This is a genomic window from Candidatus Pelagibacter communis (genome assembly GCF_001180205.1).
In the GTDB taxonomy this organism is placed as follows: domain Bacteria; phylum Pseudomonadota; class Alphaproteobacteria; order Pelagibacterales; family Pelagibacteraceae; genus Pelagibacter; species Pelagibacter ubique_O.
This window is the reverse complement of record NZ_CVSU01000095.1, coordinates 1-15,495: the sequence shown is the minus strand read 5'-3', so window position 1 is coordinate 15,495 and position 15,495 is coordinate 1. Positions and strand designations below refer to the sequence as shown.

At 32.6% G+C, this 15,495-nt stretch carries 16 protein-coding genes; 7 read left to right on the top strand and 9 right to left on the bottom strand.

The features are described 5' to 3' along the window. Positions 1–37: 37 nt before the first annotated feature. The 4 genes from AMO08_RS04320 to AMO08_RS04305 are packed head-to-tail and all read left to right on the top strand — an operon-like array spanning position 38 to position 3,769. On the top strand, positions 38–1,633 hold the full coding sequence (locus AMO08_RS04320) for a GMC family oxidoreductase (protein WP_075485549.1): 1,596 nt from the start codon (positions 38–40) through the stop codon (positions 1,631–1,633). Then, complete coding sequence (locus AMO08_RS04315; protein ID WP_075485547.1) at positions 1,633–2,226, top strand: TerC family protein; 594 nt, start codon at positions 1,633–1,635, stop codon at positions 2,224–2,226. Before AMO08_RS04320 ends, AMO08_RS04315 begins: the two co-directional genes overlap by 1 nt. Further along, positions 2,226–2,984, top strand: a complete 759-nt coding sequence (locus AMO08_RS04310; RefSeq protein WP_075485545.1) for an SDR family NAD(P)-dependent oxidoreductase — start codon at positions 2,226–2,228, stop codon at positions 2,982–2,984. The genes AMO08_RS04315 and AMO08_RS04310 overlap by 1 nt, the downstream gene beginning before the upstream one ends. Beyond that, positions 2,969–3,769: a M23 family metallopeptidase gene (locus AMO08_RS04305; protein ID WP_075485543.1), complete on the top strand. Its 801-nt coding sequence runs from the start codon at positions 2,969–2,971 to the stop codon at positions 3,767–3,769. The genes AMO08_RS04310 and AMO08_RS04305 overlap by 16 nt, the downstream gene beginning before the upstream one ends. On the opposite strand, the gene AMO08_RS04300 is transcribed toward AMO08_RS04305, so the two are convergent. Next, entirely contained in the window at positions 3,766–5,070 is a 1,305-nt protein-coding gene (locus tag AMO08_RS04300; RefSeq protein ID WP_075485541.1) for an NAD(P)/FAD-dependent oxidoreductase, read from the bottom strand. The genes AMO08_RS04305 and AMO08_RS04300 overlap by 4 nt on opposite strands. Before the next feature lie 39 nt (positions 5,071–5,109). Then, positions 5,110–6,894, bottom strand: coding sequence for a sulfoacetaldehyde acetyltransferase (gene xsc, locus AMO08_RS04295; protein WP_075485539.1), 1,785 nt, complete (start codon positions 6,892–6,894; stop codon positions 5,110–5,112). Between the two features lie 111 nt (positions 6,895–7,005). Between xsc and AMO08_RS04290 the strand changes: the two genes are divergently transcribed. From AMO08_RS04290 to AMO08_RS04280, 3 genes are read left to right on the top strand one after another with little or no spacing between them, the layout of a single operon-like run. Next, the gene (locus AMO08_RS04290; RefSeq protein WP_075485537.1) at positions 7,006–7,290 is read left to right on the top strand and encodes a UxaA family hydrolase; all 285 of its coding nucleotides are present in this window, start codon (positions 7,006–7,008) and stop codon (positions 7,288–7,290) included. Between the two features lie 4 nt (positions 7,291–7,294). Then, the gene (locus AMO08_RS04285; protein ID WP_075485535.1) at positions 7,295–8,461 is read left to right on the top strand and encodes a UxaA family hydrolase; all 1,167 of its coding nucleotides are present in this window, start codon (positions 7,295–7,297) and stop codon (positions 8,459–8,461) included. A gap of 9 nt (positions 8,462–8,470) precedes the next feature. Next, positions 8,471–9,556, top strand: a complete 1,086-nt coding sequence (locus AMO08_RS04280; RefSeq protein ID WP_075485531.1) for a YeiH family protein — start codon at positions 8,471–8,473, stop codon at positions 9,554–9,556. Here AMO08_RS04280 and AMO08_RS04275 read toward each other — a convergent pair. From AMO08_RS04275 to AMO08_RS04245, 7 genes are all read right to left on the bottom strand, one after another. Continuing rightward, positions 9,553–10,632, bottom strand: a complete 1,080-nt coding sequence (locus AMO08_RS04275; protein ID WP_075485529.1) for a sulfite exporter TauE/SafE family protein — start codon at positions 10,630–10,632, stop codon at positions 9,553–9,555. The two genes, AMO08_RS04280 and AMO08_RS04275, sit on opposite strands and share 4 nt — an antisense overlap. Positions 10,633–10,864: 232 nt before the next feature. After that, complete coding sequence (locus AMO08_RS04270) at positions 10,865–11,215, bottom strand: hypothetical protein (RefSeq protein WP_075485527.1); 351 nt, start codon at positions 11,213–11,215, stop codon at positions 10,865–10,867. A 21-nt stretch (positions 11,216–11,236) separates the two neighbouring features. Next, positions 11,237–13,096, bottom strand: a complete 1,860-nt coding sequence (gene aprA, locus AMO08_RS04265) for an adenylyl-sulfate reductase subunit alpha (protein WP_075485525.1) — start codon at positions 13,094–13,096, stop codon at positions 11,237–11,239. Further along, complete coding sequence (aprB, locus tag AMO08_RS04260; protein ID WP_075485523.1) at positions 13,096–13,566, bottom strand: adenylyl-sulfate reductase subunit beta; 471 nt, start codon at positions 13,564–13,566, stop codon at positions 13,096–13,098. Before aprB ends, aprA begins: the two co-directional genes overlap by 1 nt. Before the next feature lie 33 nt (positions 13,567–13,599). Continuing rightward, a complete protein-coding gene (locus tag AMO08_RS04255; protein WP_075485521.1) occupies positions 13,600–14,400 on the bottom strand; it encodes an adenylyl-sulfate reductase in 801 nt (266 codons plus the stop codon). A 105-nt stretch (positions 14,401–14,505) separates the two neighbouring features. Beyond that, positions 14,506–14,904, bottom strand: a complete 399-nt coding sequence (locus AMO08_RS04250; protein ID WP_075485519.1) for an HIT family protein — start codon at positions 14,902–14,904, stop codon at positions 14,506–14,508. A gap of 2 nt (positions 14,905–14,906) precedes the next feature. Next, on the bottom strand, positions 14,907–15,495 hold a 589-nt coding region (locus AMO08_RS04245), incomplete at its 5' end, for an aminotransferase class IV (RefSeq protein WP_075485517.1).

Genomic DNA, 15,495 nt, shown 5'->3' with positions numbered 1-15,495 from the left:
CAAATAAAAAAAATTTAATTTATAAGAGTTCTAATTTATGGATAATTTTGATTTTATAATTCTTGGAGCTGGATCTGCAGGATGCGTGCTTGCTAATAGGTTGTCTGAAAATCCTTCAAACAAAGTGCTATTAATTGAAGCTGGAGGTAAGGATAATTATCCTTGGATACATATTCCTGTTGGTTATTTCAAAACAATGCATAATCCAAAGACTGACTGGTGCTACAAAACGGAGCCTGATGAGAGTATGAACAACATTTCCATCAGATATCCTAGAGGAAAAACTTTAGGAGGTAGTTCTTCTATAAATGGTCTACTTTACATAAGAGGTCAACATAGAGATTATGATATTTGGAGACAATTAGGTAATACAGGTTGGGGATGGGACGATGTTTTGCCTTATTTCATCAAAGCAGAAAACCAAGAAAGAGGAAAAGATGAGTTTCATGGGGTTGGAGGTCCTTTATCTGTTTCAGATCAAAGAATACATCTGCCTCTTTTAGATGAATTTCAAAATGCTGCCGAAGAATTTGGTATTCCAAAAACAAAAGATTTTAATACTGGTGATAACCATGGCTGTGGTTATTTCCAAGTAACAGAAAAAGATGGCTTTAGATGTAGTACAGCTGTTGGATATCTAAACCCAATCAAGAGCAGACAAAATTTAAAAATTTTAACTAATTCACATGTTAAAAAAATAAATTTTGAAAATAAAACTGCCAAGGAAGTTGAGTATTGGGAAGGAAACGAATTAAAAAAAGTACAAGCAAATAAAGAAATTATTATTTCATCAGGAGCTATTGGATCTCCTCAAATTTTACAAGTTTCTGGTATAGGAAATCCTGAAAAATTAAAAAATCTTGGGATTAATATGGTGCAAAATTTAAATGGGGTTGGAGAGAACTTACATGATCATTTAATGCTTAGACCAATTTATAAAATTAATGGATTAAAATCCTTAAATAAAAAAATAAATAGTTTATTTGGAAATTTAATGATTGGCCTTGAATACGTTTTTAAAAGAAGCGGCCCAATGACTATGGGTGCTAGTCAACTTTGTATGTTTGCTAAAAGCGATCCATCTTTAGAACTACCAGACTTACAATGGCATGTTCAACCTATGAGTATGGATACTTTGGGAGCAACAAAAAATCACGATTTTCATGCATTCACTCCTACTGTTTCAAATATCAGACCAACAAGTAGAGGGCATGTTAGCATTGTTGATAAAGACTCAAGAACTTATGCAAAAATAAAACAAAATTATCTATCAACTGATCACGATAGAATGATTGCAGCTAAAGGACTTAAATTAACTAGAAAAATTATAATGGAGTCGAAAACTTTCAAAAAATACACTCCAGAAGAATACAGACCTGGCATTCATTTAAATGACGATGAGGAATTAGTTAAAGAAGCCTCTAATTATGCTCAAACTATTTTTCACCCAGTTGGAACTTGTAAAATGGGTCAAGATGAAATGTCTGTAGTAGATGAAAAACTTAAGGTTAGGGGTATTAATAATTTAAGAGTTATAGATGCATCAATAATGCCAAACATCACTTCAGGTAATACAAATGCCCCAACAATAATGATTGCAGAAAAAGGTGCAGACATGATACTACAACAATAATGTTTGCAGAATTTTTTACACCGGAGCAAATAGCAATATTAACTCAAATTATTCTTATTGATTTAGTTTTAGCTGGAGACAATGCAATTATAATTGGAATGGTTGCATCTAAATTTCCACCAGAACAAAGAAAAAAAGTTATTTTCTGGGGAATTGGTGGTGCAGTTATTTTAAGAATTATTTTAACATTGCTTACCGCATATCTTTTACAAATTACAGGTTTGAGGTTAATAGGAGGATTGCTGCTCCTTTATATTGTTTACAAACTTTATGTGGATGTAATAAAAGGCTCGGAGACCGAAGAAGACATTAAAGTAGATAGCTCTAGTTTTTTAAAGGCTATTTGGACTGTTCTATTAGCTGATTTTACCATGAGTTTAGATAATGTCCTGGGTGTAGCAGGTGCAGCTGGTGAACATTATGGACTTCTTGTTTTTGGATTAGTTTTATCAATTGTTTTAATGGCTACAGCAGCAACTTTAATTTCTGGATGGATTAAAAAATATAGATGGATAGCTTGGCTTGGATTATTAGCCATTTTAATTGTAGCAGTTGAGTTGATTTACACAGATATTAAAATATTATTCTTTTAATGTATCTTCAAAAAATAAATCTTAAAAACAAATATGCTTTAGTTACTGGTGCAGGAAAAGGACTTGGAAGAGCGTGTTCAATTGCATTAGCTGAAGCAGGTGCAACTGTTATAGCTTTAAGCAGAACATCCTCAGATCTTAATAAATTAGAAAAGGATATCAAAAAAGTTAAAGGTAAAATTATTAAAGTTTCGTGCGATGTAATGAATTATGAAGATTTAAAACAAAAATTAGAAAAAATTAAAATTATTGATGTGCTAGTAAACAATGCAGGGACTAATATACCAGAGCCCTTTGAAAAAATTAAACAAAAAAGTATGAATTACCTTGTAGATTTAAATTTAAAAGCAGCATTTAACGTTGCACAACTTGTCGTAAAAAAGATGCTAAAAAATAAAAAAAGACCTGGCTCAATTATAAATATGTCTTCTCAACTAGGTCACGTTGGTATGAGCGGTAGAAACGTATACAATATGACAAAATTTGGAATAGAAGGACTAACTAAGGGAATGGGTATAGAATTAGCAAAAAAAAATATCCGAGTTAATACAGTAGCACCTACTTTTGTTGAAACACCTATGGTTAAAAACTTTTTTAAAAACAAAAAATTTAAAAAATTAGCTCTTGGAAATATTCCTATGGGTAAAGCAGCTACTGAAAGTGATGTTGCTACAACAGTATGCTTTTTGGCATCCTCAGCATCTTCAATGATAACTGGAACATCAATAATTATAGATGGTGGATGGACAGCTCAATAATTAATAGACTTTTTTTTGTTTTTTTAATTTTTATATCACCAGTAAAAGCTATTGAATTCCAAGGTAAATTTCTACAAGGTCATTTTATACTAGGTAAAACTAACCCTAATGCTCAAATTTTGGTTGGAAAAAAAGAGGTAAAAGTTTCAAAAGATGGTTTTTTTGTCTTTGGTATAGATCGAGATCAAAAATACAACCTAACATTTACAAAAATTATTAATGGAAAAAAATCAATAACTATAAAAAAAGTTTTAAAGAGAAAATATAATATACAAAGAATAGATGGTTTGGCAGAAAGTAAAGTCACTCCACCTGAGTCTGTTTATAAAAGAATTAAAAAAGAAAATAATGCAATTGGAGAAGCAAGAGCAATTAATTCAGACCTACAATTTTTTAAAGAAAAATTTATCATGCCAGTTGAAGGAATAATCAGTGGTGTTTATGGTAGCCAAAGAATTTTAAATGGTAAACCAAGATGGCCTCACTATGGAATAGATATTGCTGCTAAACAAGGAACGATGATTAAATCTTCTGGCTCAGGTGTCGTTACTATGGCTGAAGATGATTTATACTATACTGGTGGCACAGTTATAATGGATCATGGTCATGGGATATCAACAATATATTCTCATTTAGAAAATGTATTAGTCTCCGTTGGTGATCAGATAAATCAAGGAGACATAATAGGAACTGTAGGATCAACAGGAAGATCAACTGGACCTCACTTAGACTTTAGGGTTAACTGGTTTCAAACACGACTGGACCCAATGTCAGTTATAAACTAAATCTCAGATTTTGCTCTGAAACGTTCATAAATCAACCTAGCACTAACTCCTAAACTTAAAATTGGATCAGGAGGAAGCCAAGTGGGTTTATTTCTTGCTTCAATAGTTTCTATCTCTTTCGAGTTTTCATTACTTGCCTTGATTGCTATTTGTTCTCCAAATAATGTACCAACTCCAATACCAGAGCCATTATAACAACCTGCTACAAATACATTTTCATCTATTTTTTCAAAAATTTGAGAACTATTTCTTGTTCTTGAAACAATGCCTGACCAAGAAAATTGAATAATATCATCCGGTAATTCTGGAAATCTTTTTTTAATTCCAATCTTTTGTTTCAATGATCTTTTGGTTAATTCAGATTTAGACATTTGATAAGGATTAAAAACTTCTGCAGTATTTCTAATTAAAATTCTTCTATCTTTAGTCATCCTGATAGTGGCCCCCATTGGTCTAACAGGTAATACCCCCCACTCTTTTGGTTCACCAATAGATTCAAACTCTTCTTTAGTTAAAGATCTAGTCATGCTAGCTGTTAAAGTAAGTGGAAAATTATAATTTGATTTTATTCCTAATGACTTTAGAAACCCATTTGTAGCAAAAATAATTTTTTTAGTTTTAATTGAACCATTTTTAAATTTACAAATGACTTTACTATTTTTCTTTTTCCAATTTAATAATGAAGAATTTTCATAAAGATTTACATTTTGAGGTAATGTGTCAATCATAGCTCTAACCAATTTACCCGGATGTAATAAAATCCCCCCCTTTGTATGAAGAGCAATATTGTAAAAATTGGTACCTAATCTTTTTTTAAGTTCTTTATTTGATAACAAATTGTGTTCAAAACCTAGTTTTGATAAGGTACCTGAAAAATTTTCTAATATTTCTCTATCTTCTTGTTTTGATGATGCAAAATATTTTCCACATTCATTCCAATCACAATCTACCTGATATTCTTTAATAAATTTTTTAATAACATCTATTCCCAATTTATAGATGTCTGCTTTTTTTTTATAATTATCTAATTCTTTATTAGAGGTAAAACCATCATTAAGTGTTGTATCCACCAAGTATCCTGAGTTTCTCGAGCTAGCACCCTCGCCTGCTAGCTGAGCATCAACTAATAATATTTTTTGATTTGGGTAAAGTTGACCTAATTTTCTTGCTGCAGATAATCCCGTGTAACCCGCTCCTACAATTAACCATTCAGAATCTATATCAGATGTAAGTGTTACAATGTTATTCCTTGGACTTAAATCATTAACCCAGCTACAGCTATTATCGTTCAATACATCCATGAAAGAAGATTACGATAATTGGTTGTGATTTAAAAGATTTTAAGAATTTAAAGAAGGCTGCTTCTTCATATCTTCTTTTTTAATACCAGCTACTCTTACTGGTTTTTTCATAGCATCTCTTCTAAATGGTTCCCCAAGCTCTTGATTTAGAATTACCTCAATAAATGTTGTAATTCCTTTCTTCTGATCCTCACAAGATTGCTTGATTGCATTTGTAGTTTCTTCCATTGTTCTAACCGTTACACCTTTTAAGCCACATGCGTCAGCAACTTTAGCATAACTTAATTCTGGATCTAATTCTGTACCAACAAAGTTATTATCAAACCAAAGTGTCGTATTTCTTTTTTCCGCACCCCATTGATAATTTCTGAAAATAACCATTGTTATAGCAGGCCACTCTTCCCTTGCACATGAGCTCATTTCGTTCATGCTTATTCCAAAAGCACCATCACCAGCAAATCCAATAACAGGAGTATCCGGACAACCAATTTTTGCTCCCAATATTGATGGAAAACCATAACCACAAGGACCAAATAAACCTGGTGCTAAATATTTTCTTGGCTTTTCGAATGTAGGGTAAGCATTACCTATCGCACAATTGTTTCCGATATCACTTGATATAATTACATCGTCAGGCATTCCTGCTTGAATTGCTCTCCAAGCTTGTCTTGGTGACATTCTATCTGCATCTCTTTCTCTTGCTTCTTTGTTCCAGACTGTTCCCTCATCATCATCTTCATGATCTAAACTTGAAAGCTTTTGTAACCAAGCTGACTTAGTTTGATGAATTAAGTCTTTTCTAGCTTGTCTGTCAGTGTCACCAGCATTTGAAGATAATTTTTCAAAAATTTGTTCAGCAACTAATTTTGCATCACCACTTATTCCTACAGTAACTTTTTTAGTCAGACCAATTCTGTCAGGATTAATATCAACTTGAATGATGTTTGCATTTTTTGGCCAATAATCAATTCCATAACCAGGCAAAGTCGAAAATGGATTTAATCTAGTTCCCAAAGCTAGCACTACATCAGCTTTTGAAATTAATTCCATTGCAGCTTTTGATCCATTATATCCTAAAGGACCAACTGCTAAAGGATGGCTCCCTGGGAAACTATCATTATGTTGATAACCTGAACAAACAGGTGAATCTAATTTTTCTGCAAGTTTTTTTGTAGCTTCTATAGCTCCTCCAATAACAACACCTGCTCCTGATAAAATTACTGGAAACTTTGCTTTAGATAGTAAGTCAGCTGCTTTAGCTACAGCATCATTTCCTCCTCCTTGTCTTTCAAGTCTTACAATTGGAGGAAGATCGATATCAATTACTTGACACCAATAATCTCTTGGAACATTAATTTGTGCTGGAGCTGATCCTCTTATAGCCTTTTCTATAACTCTATTTAGTACTTCAGCCATTCTTGATGGGTCTCTTACTTCTTCTTGATAACAAACCATGTCTTTAAACAAATTCATTTGCTCTACTTCTTGAAATCCACCTTGCCCCATTGTTTTGTTCGCTGCTTGAGGTGTAACTAATAAAAGAGGAGTATGATTCCAATAAGCTGTTTTGATTGGTGTAACTAATCCAGTAATTCCAGGTCCGTTCTGAGCAATAACCATTGACATTTTGCCAGTAGCTCGTGTGTAACCATCAGCAATTAAACCACCATTTGTTTCATGAGCGACATCCCAGAAAGTAATACCTGCATCTGGAAAAATATCTGAAATTGGCATAAAGGCTGAACCGATAATTCCAAACGCATGTTCAATACCGTGCATTTGTAAAACTTTTACAAAAGCTTCTTCTGTTGTCATTTTTGTCATAAAACTAGAACCTCTCTAAAGTGTAATTATACTATTTATAAAATTCGTTTGTTAATTTGTGCGATTAATATATAAGTTTTTACAAATTTCAAACAAACAAATCGACACGATATGGCAACAGATATAATCATACATGATAAAAAAGACAACGTAGGAGTAGTTGTTATTGAAAAAATCGCTCCTAAACAGGACTGTGCTTGCTGGATAATGGAAGATGACAGTTCAACAAATATTCAATCCGCAGATGAAATACCTTTAGGTCATAAAATTGCAATGGTTGACCTTAAAGAGGGTGATACTATTCTAAAGTATGGTCATGATATAGGTAAAGTTGTTAAATCAATCAAAAAAGGTGAGCATGTACATGTTCACAACGTAAAAACAAAGAAGTGGTAATAGTATGGAAATCCCAAAGAGCTTTTTAGGTTATAAAAGAGAAAACGGCAGAGCTGGAACAAGAAATCATGTAATTATTTTGCCAGTTGATGACATTTCAAACGCATGTGCAGAGGCAGTTGCCAATAATATTAAAGGCACAATCGCTCTTCCTCATTCTTACGGAAGACTTCAGTTTGGTGCAGATTTAGAGCTTCATTTTAGAACAATGATAGGAACTGGATGTAATCCAAACGTTGCAGCAGTAATTGTCATTGGTATTGAACCAAAATGGACAAAAAAAATTGTAGATGGAATTGCTAAAACTGGAAAACCTGTTGAAGGATTTCATATTGAGCGTACAGGTGATATTGGTACGACAATGAAAGCATCAAAAAAAGCACAAGAATTTGTGATGTGGGCTTCAGAAAAACAAAGAGAAGAGTGTCCTTTAAGTGATTTATGGATTTCGGTTAAATGTGGGGAATCCGATACTACTTCAGGACTGGCTGCAAACCCAACTGTTGGAAACTTAATGGACAAACTTGAGCCATTAGGTGTTCACTTGTGTTTTGGTGAAACATCTGAATTAACTGGTGCAGAACAAGTTTGTGCGACTAGAGGAGCTACAAAAGAAGCGTCTGAAAAATTTATGAAAACCTGGAGCTCTTATAATGATTTTATTTTAAAAGAAGCGACAGATGATCTTTCTGAAAGTCAACCAACAGCTGGAAATATAGCTGGAGGACTTACAACAATTGAAGAAAAAGCTTTTGGTAATTTTCAAAAAATTGGAAATTGTAAATTTATTGATGTTCTTGAACCAGCTGAGGAACCAACTAAAGGAAAAGGTTTATATTTTATGGACACATCATCTGCTGCTGCTGAATGTGTGACACTTCAAGCTGCTGCTGGTTTTAATATTCATTTATTTCCAACTGGACAAGGTAATATCGTTGGAAATCCAATTGAACCTGTTGTTAAATTAACCGCTAATCCCTTAACCGTAAAAGGTATGGGAGAACACATTGATTGTGATGTTTCAAAAATTCTTTCAAGAGAAATGAATTTGTCTGAAGCTGGAGATGAACTAATTAAAACAACTTTAAGGGTAGCTAACGGAAGATTGACTTGTGCAGAGGCTTTAGGTCATAGAGAATTTGTGATGACTAAACTCTACAGAAGTGCATAAAAAAATTCTGTGGTTGATAAGTTTCAGTATCTAAAATCAATTTTTCCAGGTGTTGCATTAGCTTTAATATTTTGTTTATTTTCTCAGGGTATTAATAACGTTTTAGCGATAGAGATTTTTGGTACTGAAAAAAGTCCAATTTCAACCGTATTAATTGCAATACTTCTTGGAATTTTAATGGGAAATGCTTTTACTCCAAGACCAGGTATGATGATTGGTTTGGATTTTACGCAACAATATATTTTAAAATTAGGAATAATTTTTTTAGGTATTAGATTAAGTTTTGCTGATTTTATAAAATTTGGCTCTGTCGCGATACCTCTTGTGATTTTTTGTATTTTGGGAGTATTAATATTAGTAAAACTTCTCATAAAAAAAGTCCCTATATCATCAAAAATGTCTTATCTAATTGCTATCGGCACTAGTGTTTGTGGTGCTACTGCAATTGTTGCAACTGCGCCAGTTATAAATGCAAAAAAAACAGAAGTTGCTTATGCAATAGCCAATATTACATTATTTGGGGTAATTGCCATGCTAATTTACCCGTATTTTGCAGAATGGTATTTCGATAATAATGCTTTGGATGCTGGATTGTTTTTGGGAACTTCAATACATGAAACCTCTCAGGTCGCTGCTGCAGGATTAATTTATGATCAACAATTTAATAATCCTGAAACTTTAGACGTAGCAACAGTAACAAAATTAATTAGGAATACTTTTCTAGTCATACTAATTCCATTATTTGCTTTCTTGTATAATAGGGGTGAATTTAAGGAAAAAAAATACTCCATTTTAAGTATTTTTCCTTATTTTGTAATCGGTTTCATTGGTATGATAATTGTGAGAAATTTGGGAGATCAATTCTTTTCAATTGAAGGTGATAATTTTTATGTTTGGTCACAATTTATTGAATATTTAAAAATTTTAACAACTGTATTTTTAACTATGGCAATGGCAGCTGTAGGAATTTCAATAAACTTAAGTGAACTAAAATCAATGGGATATAAACCATTTGTAGTTGGCTTGATTGCAGCTGTTACTGTTGGAATTATAAGTTTAATATATATAGAAACTTTAAAAAATTTTTTAATTTAAGATTTTATTAATAATTTTTTTCTTAAGTTTGAAACGAAACGTCTTATAAAAGCTGCTCCAACACCTAAAATAATCGCAAACATAATAGTGAATAGTCCATAAAAGAAAGGCATCTCTTGAGAAAATTCAATTATAAATTGAGAAAAGAAGTTTAAATCTGAACTGGTTGCTTTTGTATTACCATTAATAATCTGATCTGCGAAAAATGTATCGTATGCTATCGCAATACCTACTATCAGTAACAAAATTGCTAATAAAGCTCTTAAGCCAGAACTATCAATTCTTTCTCCTAATTTTTGTCCAACCTGTACTCCTATGATTGATCCTACAACCAACATAAGAACTAGTAATAAATCTATAGATCCATAATTAAATGAGTGAAGAAAAGTAACAACCACACTTACAAAAATTGTTACAAATAAAGATGTACCAGGAACTAATTTTGTTGGCATTTTAATTATATAAATCATTGCTGGCACTAAAATAAACGCACCTCCAATTCCCATAATAGCTGCAATAAAACCTACCAATAGACCAATTATAATTGGAGTAAAAATACTCTCATATAATTTAGACTTTGGAAATCTCATTCTTAATGGAAGACCATGTATCCAATAATGAACATGTAATTTTTTTTTAACTACAACGTTTCTTTTTGCTTTATCTATTTCACCCAAACTTTCAACCAACATTAAAGTTCCGATTATTGCTAATATATACATATAAGCCAGAGAGATAACTGTATCAATTTTTCCAATACCCTTAAAATATGTAAAAGTGTAAATTCCTAAAGAAGTTCCAATTACACCTCCGATCACAATCATTGAACCCATTTTGTAATCTAAAGTATTTTTTAAATAATGCGTCGTAGACCCAGAAACTGATGTAGCTAAAATATTATTTGCTTCATTTGCAACTGCATATGCAGGAGGTATTCCCAAAAAAATTAAAAAAGGTGTCATTAAAAATCCACCTCCGACACCAAATAACCCTGAAAGCACTCCAACAATTGCGCTTAATAAAAGTATCTCGATAGGGTTAACAAAAACTTGAGCTATCGGTAAAAATACTTCCATAAAAAATTTAAAAGTTGTTAAAAAACAACTTAGTTAAAAGTAATAAAAGTTCCAACTAAAATCACGCCCCAGTAAGCTGTTAAGCTTACTATAATGCCTGCCTTAATAAATGTAGTTTTTAAATTTGAGAGTTTATTGATAATTTTTACGTTAGAAAGTAACATTAATTTCGTCAATACACCCACAAGGAAATTTGTCAAACAATTATTTATTATTAAGCAATTTTTTTTGCCTAGTAGATAGTAGCCCCAAAAACTTTAATTATATTGTCCTCAACTCCTAACACCAACCTTCCAAGGAACTCTCCAGGGATCTCTTTATTTGTCTGTTTGATCAAAACAGTTATGTGATCTCCTCTTCTAAGGCAACCAAAGGGTTCGAAAGTCTCTTTAAGATTAGTGATTAGTTTGTTATTTGCCCACTGTTTCCCAAGCTCTACTTCGTTAGCACCAAACAGCATTTGAGTAGAGAAATCTCTAGTAAACCCACCATAATCTTTAAGATTAGATGATTTAACCAAATTATCCCAAATAGGTTTGGCTAATTCATATATTTCATCATCTGATTTAGATAAAATATCCATTTTATTTAATTAAATTATTTTTTACGAAGCTTTTTTCTTCTCGTTCTCATCCACTATATGGTACACAGGAACTTTTTCCATACTAAACTTACCAGTTTTAGGATCACGTCTAGAAACTGTTAGACAATGCCAGTTCTCATCGTCAAGCTTCATATGATCGCCTCTATAATAGTAGCCTGGCCATCTAGTTTCTTCTCTAAACAAAGTATGTTCCGTTACACACTGAGAAGTCAAAGCTCTATGTTTTAACTCCCAAGCTCTCATAAGCTGGTGATAATCTTCAGCTCCAACATGCTCCAAGTCCTCTTGTAGCCAATCTAACAACTCTAGTCCTCTTTTCAGCATATTACCATTAGTCATGTAATTTGAAGTAATACCACCTACGTATTCATCCATGATTTTCTGTAATCTTTGAAGACCTTGAATTGGGGATATATAACTAGGTGAAACTGTTCCACCAGTAATCTCATTTCTTGCAACTGTATAGTTTTCTAGTGGTTTATAAACTGCAGTTTTAAAGTCTTCACACTGTTTATCTGAAACTTTAACCCCTTCAGCTTTTTTGTCTTCAATATATTTAACAGCAGCTTTTGCAGCTAATCTACCCTCTGTAAAAGATCCAGATGAAAACTTATGGGCACTTCCTCCAACTGTATCTCCAGCACCAAATAAGCCGTCAATAGTTAGCATTCTGTTATAACCCCAGAAATATTCTGGTGGTGATAAATCCTCAGGGCCACTCACCCATGCGCCAGAACAAGTGGCATGAGATCCCATTACATACGGCTCAGATGTAGTTAACTCAGGATTTGTGTATTTTGGATCAATGTTTTGAGATGCCCAAACTACAGCTTGACCAACAGTCATTCCTAAGAAATTTTCCCAACCTACTGTTTCTAAATGTGGATCTTGGAAAGCTTCAGTAGTTACCATGTGGATTGGTCCACCACCTGCAGCTACTTCTTGAATAAATGCATGGTTTCGCAAACATGTTGGTGTTGGATGATGATCAATGTATTCTCCAACTAACTCTTTAGTTTGGTCATACCATTTTTTCTCATAGTTTTCGCCATTAGCATTTTGAGTATAGGTTTTTAAATGAAGGAAGTACGCTCCAACTGGACCATAACCATCTTTAAATCTACATAATACAATTCTGTTTTCCATTTGAGTCATCTTTGCACCTGCTGCAATAGGTAATGCATATGCAGATCCATTACTCCATGGAGCATACCAAGTTCTACCCATTCCTTCTCCAACTGCTCTTGGTTTAAAGATGTGCGAAGCTCCACCAGCAGCTACAATTACAGCTTTTGCTCTAAACACATGGAAATCACCCGTTCTCATATTAAAGCCAACTGCTCCACCAATTCTGTTATCTTGAGTTTCGTCCATTAAAAGATGAGTAATCATTATTCTATTATAAATTTTATCTGCAGATTTTTTTGCTGCTTCAGCAACAATCGGTTTATAACTTTCACCATGAATCATTATCTGCCATTTACCTTCTCTAAGGTATCTTCCAGTTTCTTCATTCTTCATCATTGGAAGGCCCCATTCGTCAAACATATGAACTGTGGAGTCTACGTGACGTGCCATGTCATAACCTAAATCTTCTCTTACCATTCCCATTAAATCATTTCTTGCATATCTTACATGATCTTCTGGTTGGTTTTCACCCCACTGCATTCCCATATAGCAGTTAATCGCATAAAGTCCTTGAGCAACAGCTCCACTTCTATCAATGTTAGCTTTTTCAACACAAACAATTTTCATATCTCTACCCCAGTGTCTTGCTTCAAAGGTAGCACCAGTTCCAGCCATACCTCCACCTACAACTAATATATCGCAATCTTCGTAATGTGTTTTATGACTAGCCATTAATAGTAAACTCCTTTTTTGAACGACTCTTTGGGTACAGTTGGTAGCTCTCCATCTATATTTAAACCTTCTGGTTCAGTATATAATGTTTGTGAATTTATCTCTCCTTGATTAGGTTTGTCTCCATCAGCTAATTTTGGAATAAATTTCCCCCAAGGCTTAGTTGTAATTGGCGATACAAAGTTTTTTTCAGTTCCATTTCTGAATTTAATTTTCCAAGAGATTGTTCCTTTTTCTTCTTCCCTTCTTACTCTAACGCTATGTCCCATTGGAGCAAAGTCTGCATATCCTCTAACATCAATAGCGTGGTTAGGACAAGCTTTGACACAAGAATAACATTCCCAACAAAAGTTAGGTTCTATATTTTTTGCACGTCTAATGTTTTCATCAATGTGCATTATATCTGATGGACAAATATCTACGCAATGACCACAGCCATCACATCTTGTCATATAAACAAATGTTGACATATTATTCTCTCTCCTTTTTAAATTTTATCATAATTAATAATGTTTAGGTTGTTCTCTTTTAATACCCAAACCAAATTGTTCAGGTGCATCTGCAGGTGGTGGTAAATTATCTCTAGATCCATCTGCTTCAGCTAAATTCTTTTGTATTGCTGCTCCAGGTTTATAAAACATATGTGCAAACTTAGACCAATAAACTCCTCCAAATAAAAGTAAGTTTGAAAGTACAAATAATACTAAAAATAAATTTGCATCCCATCTTCCATCTAAATTTAAACCTTGAAGATATGACCAAATAAATCCAGTTAAGGAAGTTGCAATAAGAGCTAACACAAATAAATCTGCTTTAATAATTCTGTACCAAGGTTGCGCTTCAGAATAAACATCAACTCTTAAAAAGAACCAAAACCATGATCCGCCCAAAATCGTCATCAAAGCTCCAATATGCCAAATCATTGGCCAAATAGTCGGAGTTTCTGCATTTGCTGATGAATAACAAAATATCATCACAACAGAGCCAACCCAAAACAATATAGTACCGTACATACCAAGAACATGTGCTACTCTTCTTTTGCCCGCCCCTAATTCTGATGTAGTTCCGATGTCGTATGCAATTGTTTTTGAAACAACTGCAATTCTTTCACCAGTCGACAGTTCTTTTGTAGCATTTTTTTTTGCTTTCTTGGCGTTTTCAAAAAAGTATTTCACATTTTTTTTATGAATTATGTCCAAGAGAGTGCCTGCAACAATTAATAAAACCATTAACACGACAAAACCTTGCATAACTATAGATGGAACTGTTTCAGCTAGAATTGAAAAAGGATTTGTTGCAAACATTTTTAATACCCTTGTAAAATAAAATTGAATTAATTTAAGGTTTTCTATTCTAGAAATTTATATAGTTCAACCAAAAGTATTGGTCAATTTGTCTTTAATAACAACTCAGAGTTTACGTTTGTAGTGTTGTTTGTTGGGAATCACTGACCTAACACCACCCTGAGGATTCTCGACATCCCCTTCTCTTCTTGGAATTAAATGAATATGGCAATGCATAATTGATTGGCCTGCAGATTTTCCAACATTTGTGCCTATATTAAAACCTTTAACACTAGAGTCTTGTTTTAAAATTTTTTTTTTAGTTTTTAAAATTAACTCGTTACATGCCTGAATTTCTTCTTTAGTTAGCTCAAAGTATGTCTCTACATGTCTTTTAGGAACAATAAGACTATGAAATTCTGAGACTGGATAGCTATCTATGGATGAGTAAGCCAATTGATTTTCAAACTGCAGCTCTTCTTTTCTGATTATGCAAAATATACAAGGGTTGTTTGGATCTTTCATGTTTAAACAAGAGAATTATATATTTTATTTAACTTAGTGTAGCAACCAGTCTTTCTTCTCTTCCATTTAAGGTCATTTATTTTTGAAACTGATGTTACTCCTTTACCAGATCCAATAAGAATTATTTCATCATAATCATCAATTGATTTAATAGAAATATCTTTAAAATTAATTTTAATTTTCTTACTTATAAATTTAAGTGTGTTTCCAAAATAACAATTTTTTTTAGGTGAAAAAATCTTTCCATTTTTCACAAAAACTAAATTTGAAGTACCAGTTTCTAAAATTTTATCATTAGCGACTAGGGCAATATCAAATTTAGTTGAGTCAACTTTACTTAATTTTGATAATATTTTTTTATAATAGAGATTTTTATAATTTGGTTCTACTCGTTTATATTTAAACAATAAAAGATTAAATTTACTTTTTGGTTTTGGTCTTTTTCTAATTGAGACTGATATCAGTTTTTTATTTAACGCTATACGAAATAAATTATCAGAACCTTTTTGTAGAGTATTTTTGTTAATTAAATCTTTAATAATATTTTCTAAATTGTTTTTTCTTATTCCATATTTTTTTGTAGATTTTATT

Bases quoted from the DNA above. Each gene is read 5' to 3' on its own strand.
- AMO08_RS04320 (WP_075485549.1), top strand. From the start codon at position 38: ATGGATAATTTTGATTTTATAATTCTTGGAGCTGGATCTGCAGGATGC.
- AMO08_RS04315 (WP_075485547.1), top strand. From the start codon at position 1,633: ATGTTTGCAGAATTTTTTACACCGGAGCAAATAGCAATATTAACTCAA.
- AMO08_RS04310 (WP_075485545.1), top strand. From the start codon at position 2,226: ATGTATCTTCAAAAAATAAATCTTAAAAACAAATATGCTTTAGTTACT.
- AMO08_RS04305 (WP_075485543.1), top strand. From the start codon at position 2,969: ATGGACAGCTCAATAATTAATAGACTTTTTTTTGTTTTTTTAATTTTT.
- AMO08_RS04300 (WP_075485541.1), bottom strand. From the start codon at position 5,070: ATGGATGTATTGAACGATAATAGCTGTAGCTGGGTTAATGATTTAAGT.
- xsc (WP_075485539.1), bottom strand. From the start codon at position 6,894: ATGACAAAAATGACAACAGAAGAAGCTTTTGTAAAAGTTTTACAAATG.
- AMO08_RS04290 (WP_075485537.1), top strand. From the start codon at position 7,006: ATGGCAACAGATATAATCATACATGATAAAAAAGACAACGTAGGAGTA.
- AMO08_RS04285 (WP_075485535.1), top strand. From the start codon at position 7,295: ATGGAAATCCCAAAGAGCTTTTTAGGTTATAAAAGAGAAAACGGCAGA.
- AMO08_RS04275 (WP_075485529.1), bottom strand. From the start codon at position 10,632: ATGGAAGTATTTTTACCGATAGCTCAAGTTTTTGTTAACCCTATCGAG.
- AMO08_RS04270 (WP_075485527.1), bottom strand. From the start codon at position 11,215: ATGGATATTTTATCTAAATCAGATGATGAAATATATGAATTAGCCAAA.
- aprA (WP_075485525.1), bottom strand. From the start codon at position 13,096: ATGGCTAGTCATAAAACACATTACGAAGATTGCGATATATTAGTTGTA.
- aprB (WP_075485523.1), bottom strand. From the start codon at position 13,566: ATGTCAACATTTGTTTATATGACAAGATGTGATGGCTGTGGTCATTGC.
- AMO08_RS04255 (WP_075485521.1), bottom strand. From the start codon at position 14,400: ATGTTTGCAACAAATCCTTTTTCAATTCTAGCTGAAACAGTTCCATCT.
- AMO08_RS04250 (WP_075485519.1), bottom strand. From the start codon at position 14,904: ATGAAAGATCCAAACAACCCTTGTATATTTTGCATAATCAGAAAAGAA.